Annotated in this window: 9 protein-coding genes; 7 read left to right on the top strand and 2 right to left on the bottom strand. The window is 54.2% G+C overall.

Annotation, left to right across the window (positions count from 1 at the left end):
- Positions 1 to 153 precede the first annotated feature (153 nt).
- Positions 154 to 1,353, top strand: coding sequence for a Gfo/Idh/MocA family oxidoreductase (locus R3C20_04475; GenBank protein MEZ6039737.1), 1,200 nt, complete (start codon positions 154 to 156; stop codon positions 1,351 to 1,353).
- Positions 1,354 to 1,597: 244 nt separating this feature from the next.
- Here the strand turns inward: R3C20_04475 and R3C20_04470 are convergent, their stop codons facing one another.
- Positions 1,598 to 3,562 (bottom strand): hypothetical protein, encoded by a 1,965-nt coding sequence (locus R3C20_04470; GenBank protein MEZ6039736.1) that lies wholly within the window; start codon positions 3,560 to 3,562, stop codon positions 1,598 to 1,600.
- Positions 3,563 to 4,071: 509 nt separating this feature from the next.
- On the opposite strand from R3C20_04470, the gene R3C20_04465 reads away from it, so the two are divergent.
- From R3C20_04465 to R3C20_04445, 5 genes are all read left to right on the top strand, one after another.
- On the top strand, positions 4,072 to 4,398 hold the full coding sequence (locus tag R3C20_04465; GenBank protein ID MEZ6039735.1) for a hypothetical protein: 327 nt from the start codon (positions 4,072 to 4,074) through the stop codon (positions 4,396 to 4,398).
- Between the two features lie 556 nt (positions 4,399 to 4,954).
- Positions 4,955 to 5,164, top strand: a complete 210-nt coding sequence (locus tag R3C20_04460; GenBank protein ID MEZ6039734.1) for a hypothetical protein — start codon at positions 4,955 to 4,957, stop codon at positions 5,162 to 5,164.
- 104 nt (positions 5,165 to 5,268) lie between these two features.
- Positions 5,269 to 7,434, top strand: a complete 2,166-nt coding sequence (locus tag R3C20_04455) for a flagellar basal body P-ring protein FlgI (GenBank protein MEZ6039733.1) — start codon at positions 5,269 to 5,271, stop codon at positions 7,432 to 7,434.
- Positions 7,435 to 7,642: 208 nt separating this feature from the next.
- The gene (locus R3C20_04450; GenBank protein MEZ6039732.1) at positions 7,643 to 11,689 is read left to right on the top strand and encodes an AAA family ATPase; all 4,047 of its coding nucleotides are present in this window, start codon (positions 7,643 to 7,645) and stop codon (positions 11,687 to 11,689) included.
- Positions 11,690 to 12,501: 812 nt separating this feature from the next.
- Complete coding sequence (locus R3C20_04445; protein MEZ6039731.1) at positions 12,502 to 13,074, top strand: helix-turn-helix domain-containing protein; 573 nt, start codon at positions 12,502 to 12,504, stop codon at positions 13,072 to 13,074.
- Between the two features lie 466 nt (positions 13,075 to 13,540).
- Here the strand turns inward: R3C20_04445 and R3C20_04440 are convergent, their stop codons facing one another.
- Positions 13,541 to 14,470: an aminotransferase class IV gene (locus R3C20_04440; protein ID MEZ6039730.1), complete on the bottom strand. Its 930-nt coding sequence runs from the start codon at positions 14,468 to 14,470 to the stop codon at positions 13,541 to 13,543.
- A 237-nt stretch (positions 14,471 to 14,707) separates the two neighbouring features.
- Between R3C20_04440 and R3C20_04435 the strand changes: the two genes are divergently transcribed.
- Positions 14,708 to 16,021 (top strand): S41 family peptidase, encoded by a 1,314-nt coding sequence (locus R3C20_04435; protein MEZ6039729.1) that lies wholly within the window; start codon positions 14,708 to 14,710, stop codon positions 16,019 to 16,021.
- Positions 16,022 to 16,155 lie beyond the last annotated feature (134 nt).

Raw genomic sequence — 16,155 nt, 5'->3', positions numbered from 1 at the left:
TGCCGACGCAATTCATGCGGTGACCAGTCTCTGGTGAATCCAAACGTAATTTGCGGTTCCGCCGGATTTCTGCTCCAGCGGCTGACGTCTCATTGAAATCAGGCTCATCAAAGAAATCAGGCACATTAAAGATCGTTTTGCAGGAAAGCAAAAATGGAAACAACCAACGGCAAACTGAATCGTAAACTTCGAATGGCTCTCGTTGGCGGTGGTCAGGGCTCATTCATCGGTCGCGTTCACGCCACCGCCGCTGTTCTGGATAATCGAGCAGCGCTGGTCGCAGGTGCTTTGTCATCCAGCGCCGAAAAATCAAAAGCAAGCGCTCCGGCGTATGACATTGCGGAATCCAGAGCGTACGGTTCCTATCAGGAAATGATCGATAAGGAACTTGCGCTTCCGGAAGATCAGCGAATCGATTTTGTCAGCGTGGCAACTCCCAATCACACACACTTTGCGATCGCAAAAGCTGCAGTGGAAGCGGGATTCAATGTTATCTGCGACAAACCCATGACATTTGATTTCGCACAGGCGGAAGAGCTTGTCACCGCAGTGGAGAAAAGCGGTGTTGTCTTTGCCGTCTCCCATAACTACACCGGCTACCCGCTGGTTCGTCAGGCTCGCGAGATGATCCTGAGTGGCGAGCTGGGTGAGATTCAGGCGATCCGTTCAAACTACATTCAGGGGTGGCTGCGTAAACGCCTTGAACAGGAAGACCAGAAGCAGGCTGCATGGAGAACCGATCCCAGCAAGTCCGGAGCTGCCGGTGCATTCGGCGATATCGGAACCCATGCCTATAACCTTGGTCGCTACATGACCGGGTTGATTCCTTCCGAAATTTCATGCAACCTGAAGATCTTTGCGCCTGGGCGTCAACTGGATGACTACGGTCACGCAGTCGTCCGATTCGAAAATGGTGCTCTGGGAACCGTCACGGCCAGTCAAATCTCACACGGTCGTGAGAATGATCTGTTCATCGAAGTGGACGGCACCAAGGGAGCCATTTCGTGGCGGCAGGAAGAACCTAATGTCATGATGGTGCGTCGTAACGGTTCGCCTCATCAACTTTACACACGCGATCCGAACGCCCCATTCATGAATGATATGGGTAAGGCTGCTTGTCGACTTCCATCAGGGCACCCGGAAGCCTTCTTCGAAGCATTCGCGAACGTCTACCGATTCGCATACGACTCCATGATTGCTCGCGCGACGGGCGAATCTTTCGAAACGAAGGATACCGTCTATCCGAACGTCTACGATGGTGCTGAAGGTATGTTCTTCATCCAGCAGTGCGTTGCGAGCAGTGCAGAGAACGGAGCGTGGGTACCGATGAAATACGCTGGTGTACGTAGCTAACCTCACTGTCCGTTGAAAAAACGGGACAGGCACCCAGGACGACTGGAAACCATCGTGTTCTCAGGTCTCCTGGTCGAGCCAGTCCCGTTTCCAACAGGCTGCTAAGCGAAGCCAAGACCAGACTGATCCCACAGGCAGGCACTGCGTGACATGTCGCAGATTTCGACAGCATCTCGCTGTCGCTTTTGACGCAGCGCCTGCGGCATGGTTTTCGCCCGTGAGCAGAAAACTCACAACACAGAAATCAATCTTCGGGAACGAATTCGACCTGAACGTAAGGCAACAGCTTGCCATCCTTGTCGATTTGACCATAGACCGACTCATCCGGCGTATGCACGCCCATGACCGTCCGATGCAACTTCGGGTCGGTCAGACTGAAGTATGTCAGCATTTGATGCGAGCCAACTCGAAGTCGGTAACCATTGGCTTCGTGTTCTCCCACGATCCGACGTGATTCGGCGACGGTCAGCCGATTCCAGTCCGCTGGCTGAGTCGCACGGCGGGGATTCCAGTCGAAGACCACAGGCATGCTGCAACCACCGATGCCCTGAGTTGAACAATGCAGCTGGTTCTCGCGGACTTCGAAAGTACCGAAGGCATGATCAATCCGATCATCGGGCTGCCAAAGCGGGAACGCCCGTACCAGCACATCACTTGAAGTCAGCTTCAACTCTCGTGTGATCAGGTCGCGATGAGTGGTCCAGCCGTTCGCCAGCGTAAATTTCGATGAGAACTGTACTTTTACGTCAGGAGTGGTTGTTCGCACATTTTCTGTAATGGCAGCCAGACGCTGCCCATGGGTAATCATGAGATGGCGAACGACAGTGCAGCTTTCAACAGGTTTGCATTCCATTTCGATGAAAGCAGCTTCATCATCCGAATACCAGCAACTGCATTCCCATCCCGTCGCAATCGGCAACTCCCTGTCATCAACCCTGAGTGAAGAGTCCCATGCACCTTCCATCATCGGGACGCCAAGGGTGGCCAGCACGAATTGCATCGTCGAACTGCTGTAGTCGACGCTGCAGACGTCTGCCAGCACATCCGCCGACGACCGCATGATGGCGACATTCGCCGTATCTGACTGCCAGGCCGGAAGTCCGCCGCGAATATTCTCTTCGAAACGACCCGTTTTCAGGTGACGAACAACCTGACGTCGAGCACGCTGGATCGACTTGACCGAATTCAGGTTCTTCAGAAGCGATCGCACCTTGCCATGCGACTTAAATCCGCCGATTCGAGTGCTGACAGCAAGTACCGCCGACATATCGGGGCTGACCGAACGGCTGACGGCAGTTTGGTCCGTGTCGTGGGCAGCATTCGTCCGACAGACAGCCAGTTCTGCTCGAACATCCGTAATTCTGCTCTTTGCGAGGCCTGGTAAACTCGGCGACGGAATCAAAAGCATTGCTGATTTTTCGACGACCGAATGAAAACGAGATGCAACTTTTTTCCCGTTCAGTTTTTCTCCAAAGACTTCTCCCCACAGCAGGGTCCGCGTCCAGTGCGCGAGCAGATGTGGCAATACGTTCAGAATCGATCCCTGTGGAATGCCATCCTGATCAGTGCATTCAGTCATCGTGTGCATCAACAGGGAAGCCGCTTCCTGACGTTCGATAGTATCGTTGATAAAGGGCCTTACAAGCAGGTTCAGCAGGAGCTGCGATTCCGCAGCGATCAAAGGTTCCAGATGAGCAAATGGGCCGGAAGAGACGACTGCATCATCCGGAATTGAAACACTGTTGCCCGAACCTGCCTGATGGTCATGTTGTTCAAGCAGCAGCGCGAGGCACTGCAGGCGAAGATCGCTCTTCAACTGGTGACCATGACGGATCAGTAACTCGCAGATGGTCAGTAATTCCCACGCTCCGAGCGGACAAGAGGCTTCCACAAGCCAGTTGGCAATGACCTCACTGACCTGAGATCGGCGTTTGGCTTTGCCACTGAGCCTCGAACCTGTTTCCTCCAGACCGGCGGCTAGTTCTCGTTCACGTCCGGACAATGGAACGCTGTCGACTGACCAAAGACAGCACGCCTGTTCTCCCGGTGCGGCGGCCTGTATCAGTTTGCTCAGCCGCCGACATTCTTCTTTGAAGGTTGCGTTCAGCCCGGAGCCATCTTTGGTTTTTACGGCATCCTTGAGTTGCTTACTGACGCCGCGAGCAGGCAGGCTGACGGCAAAACTCTCAAGCAGCGTCGACATCGACATCTGTGTTCACTTCCAAATTGGGGCGCGGCACCCAGATGGTTCGACTGTTGAATCGCCTCGAAATGGGTGCATAGGAAATCCAGGGGCTCTGGGAAGAGATTATAGCGTCGATTACGCGGGTTTCCTGCTCAGGAACGTTTCTGCCCGAGGTTTTCATAAGTTGTGGCGGGATTGATGCCCAAATACCACATCGCAGGTCGGTCCGCGTCCGGATTATGAACAATCTGTCTGCACAGAACCTTAAGAGGTGAATGGTGAAGTGTTGACTCGCGGCAACATCCAAATTCAGAGACAGCAGCCGGAATCGGCTCTGACCCGGGCGTTGCATGCCAGAATGCCCTGTTTTCTCAAGCCAAACCTGCGTGTTGCCATCCAGAAACAGTCGACACTCGAGCTCCCGTTTTTTCCTTTGGCATTCTACCTGCTTTTGTTCTCAGCAGTTCGCGGAACGGACCGCGACAGCGAATGCTCAAACTTTCCGGTGATGTTTTGTTGAGGACAAGAAGACAATGTTGAAGAAACTGTGGAATGACAATGAAGGCGTGATCCTGTCGGCTGAACTGGTTCTGATCGGAACCATTCTGGTGATTGGAATGGTGGTCGGCATGGTCGAATTACAGTGTGCTGTCGTTGCAGAACTCAGTGACCTGGGTGACTCGATCGGCAATATCGATCAAAGCTACACGACCAGTGGTATCGCATCGTACAAGAGCTACGGCGGCGTGAAAGGCAAGACCAATGGCAGTGCATACTGGGATCGCCCGGACACCTGCGACTGCAATGCGATCATTGTTTGCGATCCATCCACAAGCGGCGGAGAGAAGAATTACTTCTAACCTAACTGTCCGTTGAAAAACCGGGATGGCACGCAGGACGACTGGAAACCGTCGTGTTTTAGGGTCTCCTGCTCGAGCCAGTCCCGTTTTTTAACAGGCTGCTAAACGCTCCTGAGACGAAGACACGGCGAGCATCGGACGCGGAAAGCTGAGCAGGTTTGATCTGAGGGACCGGGAATTGACTTCGCGTGCGATGCCAGTTCCCACCCTCGGGCAGCCTTCCGCTCAATCAGATTTGATTGTTTATCCGCGATACGATCGAGTCATTCGCGCGAAACCTGTATGCTGGCTGAACAAGCCTGTCGAATACGGACGAAGACCTCGGTCACTTTACCGGCGATTCCTGCCGGTTTTTTCATGCGCAGATTTTGCCTGGTGTCTGCGATCGGATGAGCGAAGGCTGTCCGCAGTCGGACGCCTGATGGCAGTTCCTGCCGGATTCAGCAGACAGGCAAGTTGCAGGGACGCGCGAACTCATTGAGAAAGTGCGAGCCATGTTGACCTGGCGAATCTCTCAATCGTATGGTCCGTGGCGAGTTCAGCTTGCAAACATCCCATGCAACTCTTTTTCACCGATGGGCTCTCACTGAATCGGCTGAGAATTGAGAAGCGACCTGTCAAGCTGCTCTCAACAGACCTGGATTCGCTATTGAACAGACTGATGGCCCACTTGCCGGTTCATCCCACCGGCACGGGGCCTTTGGCTGAGCACAAAGCGACCATCGTTTCTATCCCACCTGTCACATCATCCCTTCTGAATATGTAATCCCGTCGTCACTTGACTGACCGAAGTGCCGTTTCTGGATTACTTTCTTCGCTGGTGGCCTCGCCTCACTGGTCGCGGCTGCGCTGCGTGAATGGAATCACGCCATGAAAAACTCACCACTCCCCTTGCGCCGATTTCACCGAGTCGTGAGCATCATCATGCTGCTCACCGTCACCGGGTGTGCTTCGGGATTGATGTCGCTTCCTCAGAAGGGACTTTTCAGCGGGTTTCCGGACCTGAAGAAGAAAGACCTGCCCGATGATGATCCCGTTCGTCCGGAAACCGACAACGACTTTATTAACCGTGTCGAAACGTCGCTGTTGAGTGAATACATCAGCGTTCAGGGCAATCACCTTGTCGTACTCCGAGGCGTTGGGCTGGTCACCGGCCTGAACGGCACCGGAGATGACCCTGCACCCTCGGCATTGCGCACGATGTTACAGGCTGAGATGACCCGTCGCGGTGTCAGAAATCCATCGCGGGTTCTTGCGTCGAAAGACACCGCCCTTGTTGTTGTCACCGCCTACCTTCCCGCAATGGTACGAGACGGTCAGCGATTCGATGTGCGAGTTGCTGTTCCTCCGAGCAGTAACGCCTCAAGTCTGCAGGGCGGATGGCTGCTGGAAACTCCGCTCTACGAAGAGCAGGAACTAAACGGGCAGACGGTCAAAGGCCACAACTATGGCGTGGCTGGCGGTGCGATCCTGACGGAACTGGGCGTCCGAAAAAGTCGTGGCGAAGTGTCCGCTGAACTGCGACGCGGCACGATCCCGGGTGGCGCGATCTCGAAAACTGATCGCAATCTTTCCATTGTTCTGCGAACCGACAAACGTGGGTATCGAAACAGCAAACGAATCGCCTCTGCGGTGTCCGAACGATTCCACGACTACAACCGATATGGTCAGCGTGTTTCACTTGCGGAAGCAAAGACTGACACACTGATCGATCTGACGATGCACCGCACTTATCGAAACAATTTCCCGCGGTATCAGCAGGTCATTCGAAATATTGCGTTCAATGAAACGGATGTCGCTCGGCGTATGCGAATGGAGTTTCTGGAAGAGCAGATTCTGGACCCGGCGACATGTCTTCAGGCTTCACTTCAGTACGAAGCAATCGGCGAAGGGACAATTCCGTTCCTGAAACGAGCCCTGAGCTCAGATAACGTTGAAGTTCGATTTCACGCTTCACAGGCACTGGCATACCTGGGCGACCCGTCCGGAGTTGAAGATCTTCGCCACGCTGTCGAAAACGAACCCGCTTTGCGAGTCTACGCTCTGGCGGCGTTGTCAGTGATCGATGAAGGCGAATCCGTCATGGCACTGCGGGATCTGATGAGTGCGGACAGCCTTGAAACGCGCTACGGAGCATTCAAGGCACTTCAGGAATTGAACCCTGCAGATCCAGCGCTGATTCGTAAGACTTTCGAAAACATGTTCACACTGTACATGATTGATTCGGAAGGCGAACCGATGTCACACGTGACACGCCGCAGAGCTCCGGAAGTGATCCTGTTTGGGGCGAATCAGCCTTTACGAATGCCAGTGGTTCTCAACGCCGGCCGCAATATTCGCGTTGCCGCTGACGGCAGCAGCCATTCGATCGAAATCACAAAGTATTCACTGGAGCACGAGGAGCCGCAGCGGCAGAAGGTCCCGAATCGTCTGCGGGACATTATCATCGCCTGCGGTGAATTCGGAGCGACCTACCCGGATATTGTTCAGCTGATGATTGAAGCTGATCAGCAGCAGAATCTGGTGGGTGAATTCGACATTGACCGAATGCCTCAAGCTGGCCGAATGTACTTTCAGGCTGACGAAAGTGAAGGCAGTGGAAAGGCCCGTCGAATTGGAACCGCATCAATGATTCCCAATCTGTTCGACAAACTTGACGAAGACGAAATTCGCGAATTCGAGAGCGACGAACACCTCGAATCGCTGAAGTTTGATACCGCAGATGAAGGCGAACCTGCCACCACGAACGGCAAGTCGGGCAACATGAAGCCGGATGCCGCAGACGAAGATTCGAACTTCGTTTCCTCGGACACCGACAGTGGGAATTCAGATACCACAAACTCATCCGACATGTTAGTCCCCGAAAAGACTTCATCTGCAACCAGCGAAAGGACCAGTCAAACGCATTCCGGCGAAACGGATTTCTCTGACGAGGAATTCGATGCACCAGAACTTGAGGAAGTTGATCTTGATCAACTGGATTCCGGATTCGGCAGCGGCCTGAAAAAGTTCTTTACAAAAACATTTTCCGGATAAAACGTACAACGCCGATCTTCGAGTCGCTATCGAAGTACCGGGCAAACATCAGGGCCGCGACGCAGTGAATTATCGGAATCATCAGGTTGCGGGAGTCGAAGGACGCTCGCATCGGATTCTGAAATGGATTGCATTCGAACACTATCTCAACTTTGGATCAGGGGCGAAGCTCCTGTCTGTATTGTCCATTCAGCAGTAAGCAGACCGAATGCTCAGGCAGCTTGAACTTTTTGGCTTCAAGAGCTTTGCCGACAAGACCATCTTCGAGTTCTCCGTCGGAATTACCGGCGTTGTGGGCCCGAACGGTAGCGGCAAGAGCAATGTCGTCGACTCCATCAAATGGATTCTGGGCGATCAGAGCGCGAAGAGCCTGCGTGGAAAAGAGATGACCGACGTCATCTTCAACGGCTCCACCAGCCGCACCGGAGCACAGTTTGCCGAAGCCACTCTCGTATTCGACAATCGCTCTCGCTTTCTTCCGATGGAAGCAGACGAAGTTTCGGTTGGCCGCAGACTCTGGCAGTCCGGCGATTCGGAGTACCTGATCAATCGCAATGCCGCACGCCTGAAAGATGTCCGGGATCTTTTCGTCGGAACTGGGGCCGGTGCGGCTTCGTACTGCATCATTGAGCAGGGTCGTGTTGACCAGATTCTGCAGTCCAATGCCGCCAATCGAAGGCTGATTTTCGAGGAAGCAGCTGGTATCAGTCGCTTCAAATCCCGCCGCACCGAGGCTTTGCGCCGACTGGAACGCGTTGAACAGAATCTTCTCCGACTGACAGATATCGTCGACGAAGTGGAATCGCAGGTCAACAACGTGCGAAGTCAGGCAACACGAGCTGCACGTTACCGAGAAGTCTCCACCGAACTTGAACAGCTTTGGGTTGGGCTGGCGGCGGATGATTATCGCCGCGAATCTGTGCAGCGGGAACTTCTGCAGAAGCAAATGCAGGAATCAGCAGAGCTGCTGGAAGGATTGCGCGTTCAGCAAACCGAAGCAGAACAGCAACTGGCAGCGGCCGATGCAGCATTGTCCGAGGTGGACGACGAACTCCGCGACGTCGAGCGGACACGCGCGGAACTGCGATCCAGGATTGCAAGTCTTGAAACAACGGCGCGACACCAGGCAGCGCGAGAGGCTGAACTGGCTTCTGACGTACAACGACTGCTGCGACAACAAACACTCATGAACAATCGTGTGAGTGAAGCAGAGGCAGAGCAGGTCCATCTTCACAATGTTCTGGAACACGAACGGTCGACGTTTGAAAAGAAGAAAACGGTTGTTCTCAGCGGGGACGAACAACTGGGCGTTCTGCAGCAGGCCGTCGCATCATCAAAGCAGCATCTGGAACAGGCACGCCAGCAGCTGATGGTTCAGGTTCGCACCAATTCAGAAGCCGCTTCTGCAGCCGGTGCACTGCGGACCGAGTATGCGACAGCTGAAAAGCGCACGGCCGATTTATGGCAACAGCTGGAAACACAGCGACAGGCTCTGGAAGAAGCGTCTCACGCGGTTCTGGAAACTCAACAGGAACTCAAAGATGCTCACGCAGAACTGCAGGCAGCCGAAAATGAAACAGACGGGCTCCTGAACAGTCGCGAACAGCTGATTTCAGAACAGACAGTCTCCCGCCAGTCGCTGGCAGAGTTGCGAGAACAACGCAGCGGATTGATTGCACGGCGGACTGTTCTCGAAGACCTCGAAGATAAGCAGGAGGGATTTGGAATCGGGGTTCGCGAAATCCTCCGGCGAGCGGAAGAGGCGGATTCTGAACCGTGGAATCTGGTTTGCGGCAGTATCGCAGACCTGCTCGATGTGGATATGGACAATGCGGCACTGCTGGAAGTCGCTCTGTCCGGACGAGCACAGTTGCTGGTCGTTCGCCGACTGCAGCCATTTGTAGAATATCTGAATTCCGGTCGCTGCCGGATCACCGGTCGTGTGGGACTGATTTCCCTGGAAGATGCCGATTCTGTTTCCGGCAGCTCCGGATCGTCGGCTACGGGGGATGGCAGGGGTCTGGCCGTCCCGGCACGGTCTCTGGCTGAACCTGAACCGGCGGATGATGATTTTTCAACCAGCTGGTGGAGCCGGTCTGAAAAGCCGGACCCCATTCTCAGCCAGTTGGACATGAGTCTGAGCGATCCGTTCGACACGTCGTTCCCGTCCCTGACTTTTTCGGGCAACGTTCAGGTCACGTGGGTCGATCCGCGAACAGACAGCCCGATTGTTCGCTCTGTCTTCTGTCAGTCGGATTCGCCTCCTGTGCTTTTTGGTCAGCGTGGAGTGGTTGGACGAGCAGACGGGTTAGCGCGATCACCACGTCAACTGCCCAGCCTGGCCAGCGAATTGCTCGCTGATACCTGGGTTGTCGAATCACTGAATGACGCACTCCGCCTTCAGAAAGAAACAGGCGGACAATGTCGTTTTGTGACGTTGCAGGGAGAGCTTGTCGAAAATGATGGCACCCTCTTCGCGGGTACTGTGCGCAGTGAATCGGCAGTGCTGTCTCGCAAGAGCGAATTGCGGCGATTAAGGAATGAGCTGCATCGCATCGAACACGAAATTGCGCAACGTGAGCTGCGTCTGCAGCATCTGACAGGATCCATTCAGTCGGCCGACGAAGACCTCCAAAGCGGACAACGCAAGGTCAACGAACGCACGATGCGTTGTCGAACCGCCGAACAAACACTGCACGAACGACTGCGCAGCCTGGCCGAGAAAAAACAGTTGCTGACGCAGCTGTCCGAACAACTGGATGCAACTGGTGAAATGGTTCAGGCACTGCAAACCCGCATTGACGAAGCCGATGTTCATCAGGCAGCCGGAGAACGTGCACTTCAGCAGTTGCAGAGTCAGATTGAAGAAGTCGAAGCTGAACAGCAGTCTCGACAGGCCGAACTGGAATCGCTGGAACGTGAACGAAACAGCGCCAGTGTGGAACTCACACGTACCGAAGAACGCCTGCTGGGATTGCAGGAATCTGTCGAACGTGTTCGTGAAGACCTTGAGCAGCGACGTTTGCAGCAACAGGAAGCAGAGCGACGCCTTCAGGTTGCGGTTGAACGCCAGAGAGAACTTCTGATCGCCCGCCTGAATACCAGCGCAGAAACTGCCGAACTTTACGTCAACGACGACCACTTACTGGTGGCCGTGCGTGACCGTGCTGATGCTCGAAATCGTTTGCGGCAAAGACGCAATGAAGCAACCAAAGCAGAATCAAGAATTCGTGACAACTGCCGTCAGCACGAATCCAGGCACCACGAATACCAACTGCAGATTCGTGGCATTGAGCACCAGCTGACGACCACTCAGGAACGAATTCGGGATGAATTTCAGATCGAAGTTTCAGAAGCCGTCAAGAGCGGACGGTCAGCAGTTGCCATCTGGCTCAACCGTCAGAACAGTCATCCGATCGAATCAGACACGGATCCCGAGGACGACGATCCCAATCCTGCAGCGGCCGGCAGCGCTGCAGCGGCGCAGCAATTGTTCGATGAGCAATCCAGGAAAATCATTGACGATGCCGAGCAGTACCAGCTGCTGCGATCTGAAATCGATCGACGCGTAGAACGACTGCGACGCCAATTGAAGAAGATTGGACACGTCAGCACCGAGAGCCTGGATAATCTGAATGAGCTGGAATCGCGATTCAATCGTCTTCATTACCAGCTAAAGGATCTTGAAGCCGCGCGCGACACCCTGCGTGAGATTGTGCGAAAGATCAACGTCGAAAGCCGTCGGATGTTTATTGAATCGTTCGAATGCATCCGGAACCACTTTCGGGAGCTTTTCAGACGGCTGTTCGGAGGCGGTGAAGCAGATCTGGTTCTGGAAGATCCGGAAGATGTCCTGGAATGCGCCATTGATGTTGTCGCCCGGCCTCCCGGCAAGGAACTCCGAAGTATTTCTTTGCTCAGCGGTGGCGAGAAAACGATGACAGCGGTGGGATTGCTGCTGGCGATCTTCAAGAGTCGGCCGAGCCCATTCTGCATTCTGGACGAAGTCGATGCAGCTCTGGATGACGCCAACATAGGACGGTTCGTGAATGTGCTGCGTGATTTCCAGCAGTCGACACAGTTCATCATGATCACGCATCGCAAGCCGACGATGGCCGTGACGGACGTCCTGTATGGCGTCACGATGGAAGAGTCCGGCGTTTCCCGCCGGTTGTCGCTTCGTTTTGAAGATGTGGATGAGCGGGGTAACTTCAATCCCAAAACAGCAGGCGGCAGTTCCGCTCGCGCAGCCTGACCTGGAGTTCAGGCGATGCAAGTTCAGGCGATGCAAGTTCAGGCAATGCGAGTTCCGTCCGGATGCGTAGGGTGATTCACTGGTTGAATCCCTAAAGGCAAAACTTTCGCTCCGGCTGGCGGAATTCTCAAAATCGTTCCGACATCCCGGCGAGAACTGAGCCAGACTTTGCGCAACGAACCTGGTAAATCGGGTTTTGACGTTTGCGGGGAGTCGGTGGGATGGCCGCGACCAGGATAGCTCGTACTGATTGCAAGTCCCTGTAAGTCTGGCGGACAAACAGTTTGGGGCGATTGGATGGGGCTATATTCGGTCCCGCTGGATCAACAGGATCTGCCCAACCAGCCGTCAGTGCGTGCAGGTCTGTTAAACAGGTTAAAGTCATCGCACATGAACAGTCGAACAATTGTGCAGGCGATTGTCATCCTGTTGTGGTAGTCAGCACGAAAGTGCAGTCTACGGGGAGGCCAGGAAGCACAATTGGCTGAATCGCCAGGGGGGCATTCAGCAGGTCTGAATTCGGGGCAGGGATGGCCACGAAGGAAGGCAGCCGTACGAATCGTGTTCACTCACGTTTCGTGGGGCAACTACTGTTTTGCACTCCGAAAGTGCCTTGTACAGGCACAAGGACTGTATCGCACACAGTCCGCAATTGACCCCAGTCACACCCAGACCCGTAAACTCTTTTGTGGAAACACGAACCTGCTGTTCCCTGGAACTGCAGTCCACACTGGAAATCATGGGGGTGACGATTTGGTTTCTCGGGATGGGAAGCCAAATGGCGCAGTGAGAAATGATTGGAGAGCCCGCCCATGAAGACGATCTTCACTACTGGTCAGGTAGCAAAGATCTGTAAAGTTGCCCCGCGTACAGTTTCAAAGTGGTTCGATTCCGGACGACTTCGAGGCTATCGAATTCCTGGCTCACAGGACCGACGCATTCCGCGCGAACATCTGATTCGCTTCCTTAAGGAACACGGAATGCCCCTCGGCGAGCTGGAAGACGAAGCGATGGGCAAGATCCTCCTCGTTGGTTCAGATATTGTCACCCGTTCAAGCCTGAACGAGATGATTTCCAACGATGACTTTAAGATCGAAATAGCTGCCAGCGGATTTGAAGCCGGTATCCAGGCAGAGTCAATTCACCCCGATTGCGTGGTTGTTGACTTTGTTATGGGGCGTGAAGAAGCTCTGATGATTGCTCAGAACCTCCGCAAGAACCCTGAATATGCGGAAACAGTTCTGATCGGTCTGCTGAGCGACGACGACAACGCTTCCGGTTTTGACCGTTCTGTGTTCAACGAGACGTTCCGAAAGCCATTCGACGCAGCATTGCTCGCCGAACGAATTCGAACACTCGTCAATCGACGAAAACAGCTGGCGTAAGCCCGCTGATTTGACTCGGCGAACTGACCGCGTCGAGTTCCAGACAAACGCCACTCGAACAACTTTCGGGCAACCGATTCCTGATGGTTGTTCAGTGGCTTTTGTTCAGGAACTCAACACTTTCATCCTTCGTGCGATTTTTTTCTGTGCTGTCTACACCAGTGCAATTCAGGGGAACTGGGCAACGTTGTCTGCGTTTCTGACGCAGTACAGCTGGTGAAAATGACAGTTCAGACTGTGGCAGCAGCATCTGTCAGTTTGGCCTCACTAAACTGAAGACGGCTGAGTTCCTTTGGGAGCTCAGCCGTTTTTTTATTGCGCTCCCATCAGCCAATTCTCCGCATCATGCTACCGCGACTGATTCCACGATTGCATCCGCCGACCTGGAATTATTCGGGCCCGGATTTATTCGGCCCGGGATTTATAGGGCCCCGGTTTATCGGGCGCAAAGAGTGAGGAGCAGGGTTCACTGGCTCGGGCCTGCATTCAGAATCTGATGCTCTATTTCCACGCCCGCCATTTCGGACCAGGACTTCATCAGCGCACGGAAAACTTTGCTCGCAGACGCAGGTGACTCACCGACTTGTCGGCCGTTGATCTGATGTACGGGCAACAGGCAGCACGGTGTGGAAGATACAAAAGCCTCGCTGAACTTCGGAATATCGTCGAGTTGCAACGGGCGTCGGGCGAATGGGATGTCCAGATCCCGAGCAAGCTCCTGGACAACCTGACAACTCATACTGTGCAGCACATCACGATCGGAGGTGACAATTACTCCATTGATGACTCCGTAAAAACATGCCGTGCTCGTCTCGGTAATGTAACCATCGCGGTTGAGTAGCAGAGCCTTGGCACCGGGCTCGGCTGCATCTGCGTCACGGTCAGCCAGGATCCAGTGAAGCCGATTCCGCACCTTATGTTCAACGGGAAAGGAATCTGACGGTAGTTGCCGTCGGGAAGGGATGCGTAATCGAAGACCCTCCTGAATCGCACTTTGCCACATTGAAAAAGGCAGTTCAAATGTGTGAATGGCAACCGTCCCCTGCCTTGAAACCGAGTCCCCGGCCGAGGCCAGATAGGTCGCGTTCGTCCCGGCGGTCACGAATACAACGATGCCCAAATCACTTTGCCGATGAATCAGTCGAGTGTTGTGTTCCAGGACCCGGGAAGCCAGGTCCTGTAATTGCTGGTTTTCATACGGAAGATGGAGACCAAGGGCGGAGCACGACCGGATAAGACGCTGAAGGTGTTGTTCCAGACGAAATGGCCGATGGGCGAACGTCCGGGCCATCTCGGTGATGGAAGCGCCTGCAACCACGCCCAGATCCCAGACCGGCAGGGAAGTTTGCTCAAACGGGAGCAACTGACCGTTCATCCAGGCAATCGGGTTGTTCACTGATTTTATCCCTCACAACTTTGTGGACATCACTCGACCTGTCAGGCGCATCTTCTATATCCTCCTGCTTCTGCGACTCTCGCAGAGTACTCACTCCACTGATCACCCGCCATGCATCATCCGACAATTGCGGGTTGATCGGAAAGAAACATCCCACCCACCAGCATGCAGCGTCAGGCTGCTTCCCGCTGCTCCGGAGCACGGCGGCCAAGCAACCTGTTCTGCAGGAGAATGGTTATGAATCGACCATGTATTTTCATGTCCCTCTCGCTGCTCACCACCGGGCTCATGCTCACCGCATTCCATGTCCACGCTGACGAATCCGAAAAACCAAACGCCCAGCTTGACTACGAAATGATGAAGCTGTTCGTCGAAACATACGAACAGATCGATACCAACTATGTACGTGACGTCGATCGTCGAGAGTTGATGGAAGCCGCAATCCGCGGCATGCTCGAACATCTGGATCAGTATTCGAGCTACATTCCCAAACGGGACGTTCAGAGATTCGATCAGTCGATGGAACAGGAATTTGGTGGCGTCGGGATTCAGGTCAATGGAGTGGGTGGACGTTTGACCGTTATCAGCCCATTGCCGGGAACCCCCGCCTACCGTGCCGGCGTGCGTTCAGGTGATGTTATTGTTGAAGTCAATGGCGAGTCGACAGAAGGCTTCAATGTCACGGATGCCGTGAAAGTATTGCAGGGCCCCCCCGGACGTCCCGTCACGCTTGGTATTCAACGCGCTGGCGTCGACGAAGTCATGCAGATGTCCATGAATCGTGAAGTCATTCAGGTTCCAACCGTACTTGGAGATCATTTCAACCAAAACGGCGAATGGGACTATCTGATGGATTCGGAAAACAAGATCGGCTTCATCCGAATGACCCATTTCAGCCGACACACGGCCGACGAAATGAAACGCGCACTGCAAGTTCTTGGCGAAGAGAATGCGCAGGGACTGATCCTGGATCTGCGCTCAAATCCTGGTGGATTGCTCGAAGCCGCGATTGAGATTGCGGACATGTTTCTGGAATCGGGTGACATCGTCAGTGTCAGGGGCCGCAACGTCCCGGACCGTTCCTGGAAAGCGCGAAAGGATGAACCCGAGTATCCATCTATCCCGGTTGCCATTCTCGTCAACAGATACAGCGCGTCTGCCAGTGAGGTGCTCAGTGCATGCCTGCAGGACAACCACCGCGCGATTGTTATCGGCGAACGAACCTGGGGTAAAGGAAGTGTCCAGAACGTCATTCGCATGGAATCCGGCGAAAGTGCACTGAAGTTGACAACGGCGAGCTATCACCGGCCAAGTGGGGTCAACATTCATCGCTTCCCGGATTCAAAGAAGGACGACGACTGGGGTGTCAAACCTGATCTCGGGTACGAATTGAGCCTGAATGCAGAACAGTGGCAGGCCTGGCTGCGAGATCGGGAACAACGCGATGTGATCCGTGCAGAGGGGACCGAAGTTCCCGAACGAACTTTCAACGACCCGCAAATTCAAAAAGGCGTCGAATATATTCTGGAACAGGTTGCTGCTGGAAAGTGACAATACCGGTTCCCCCCCAACAATGGCTTCAGACGAGAATTTGATGGACAGCGACTTGAGCCACAACCCCTTTGCCGGACCGGATTCTGACGGAGTTTCGGCGAACGCCTCCAAATCCGGTTGGCGAACTTCCT

The sequence above is a fragment of the Planctomycetaceae bacterium genome (assembly GCA_041398825.1).
Lineage (GTDB): Bacteria > Planctomycetota > Planctomycetia > Planctomycetales > Planctomycetaceae > F1-80-MAGs062.
This window is presented reverse-complemented; position numbering and strand designations above follow the sequence as displayed.

What these genes read in the sequence shown, in the direction of transcription:
- R3C20_04475 (MEZ6039737.1), top strand. Translation starts at nt 154, where the DNA reads ATGGAAACAACCAACGGCAAACTGAATCGTAAACTTCGAATGGCTCTC.
- R3C20_04470 (MEZ6039736.1), bottom strand. Translation starts at nt 3,562, where the DNA reads ATGTCGATGTCGACGCTGCTTGAGAGTTTTGCCGTCAGCCTGCCTGCT.
- R3C20_04465 (MEZ6039735.1), top strand. Translation starts at nt 4,072, where the DNA reads ATGTTGAAGAAACTGTGGAATGACAATGAAGGCGTGATCCTGTCGGCT.
- R3C20_04460 (MEZ6039734.1), top strand. Translation starts at nt 4,955, where the DNA reads ATGCAACTCTTTTTCACCGATGGGCTCTCACTGAATCGGCTGAGAATT.
- R3C20_04455 (MEZ6039733.1), top strand. Translation starts at nt 5,269, where the DNA reads ATGAAAAACTCACCACTCCCCTTGCGCCGATTTCACCGAGTCGTGAGC.
- R3C20_04450 (MEZ6039732.1), top strand. Translation starts at nt 7,643, where the DNA reads ATGCTCAGGCAGCTTGAACTTTTTGGCTTCAAGAGCTTTGCCGACAAG.
- R3C20_04445 (MEZ6039731.1), top strand. Translation starts at nt 12,502, where the DNA reads ATGAAGACGATCTTCACTACTGGTCAGGTAGCAAAGATCTGTAAAGTT.
- R3C20_04435 (MEZ6039729.1), top strand. Translation starts at nt 14,708, where the DNA reads ATGAATCGACCATGTATTTTCATGTCCCTCTCGCTGCTCACCACCGGG.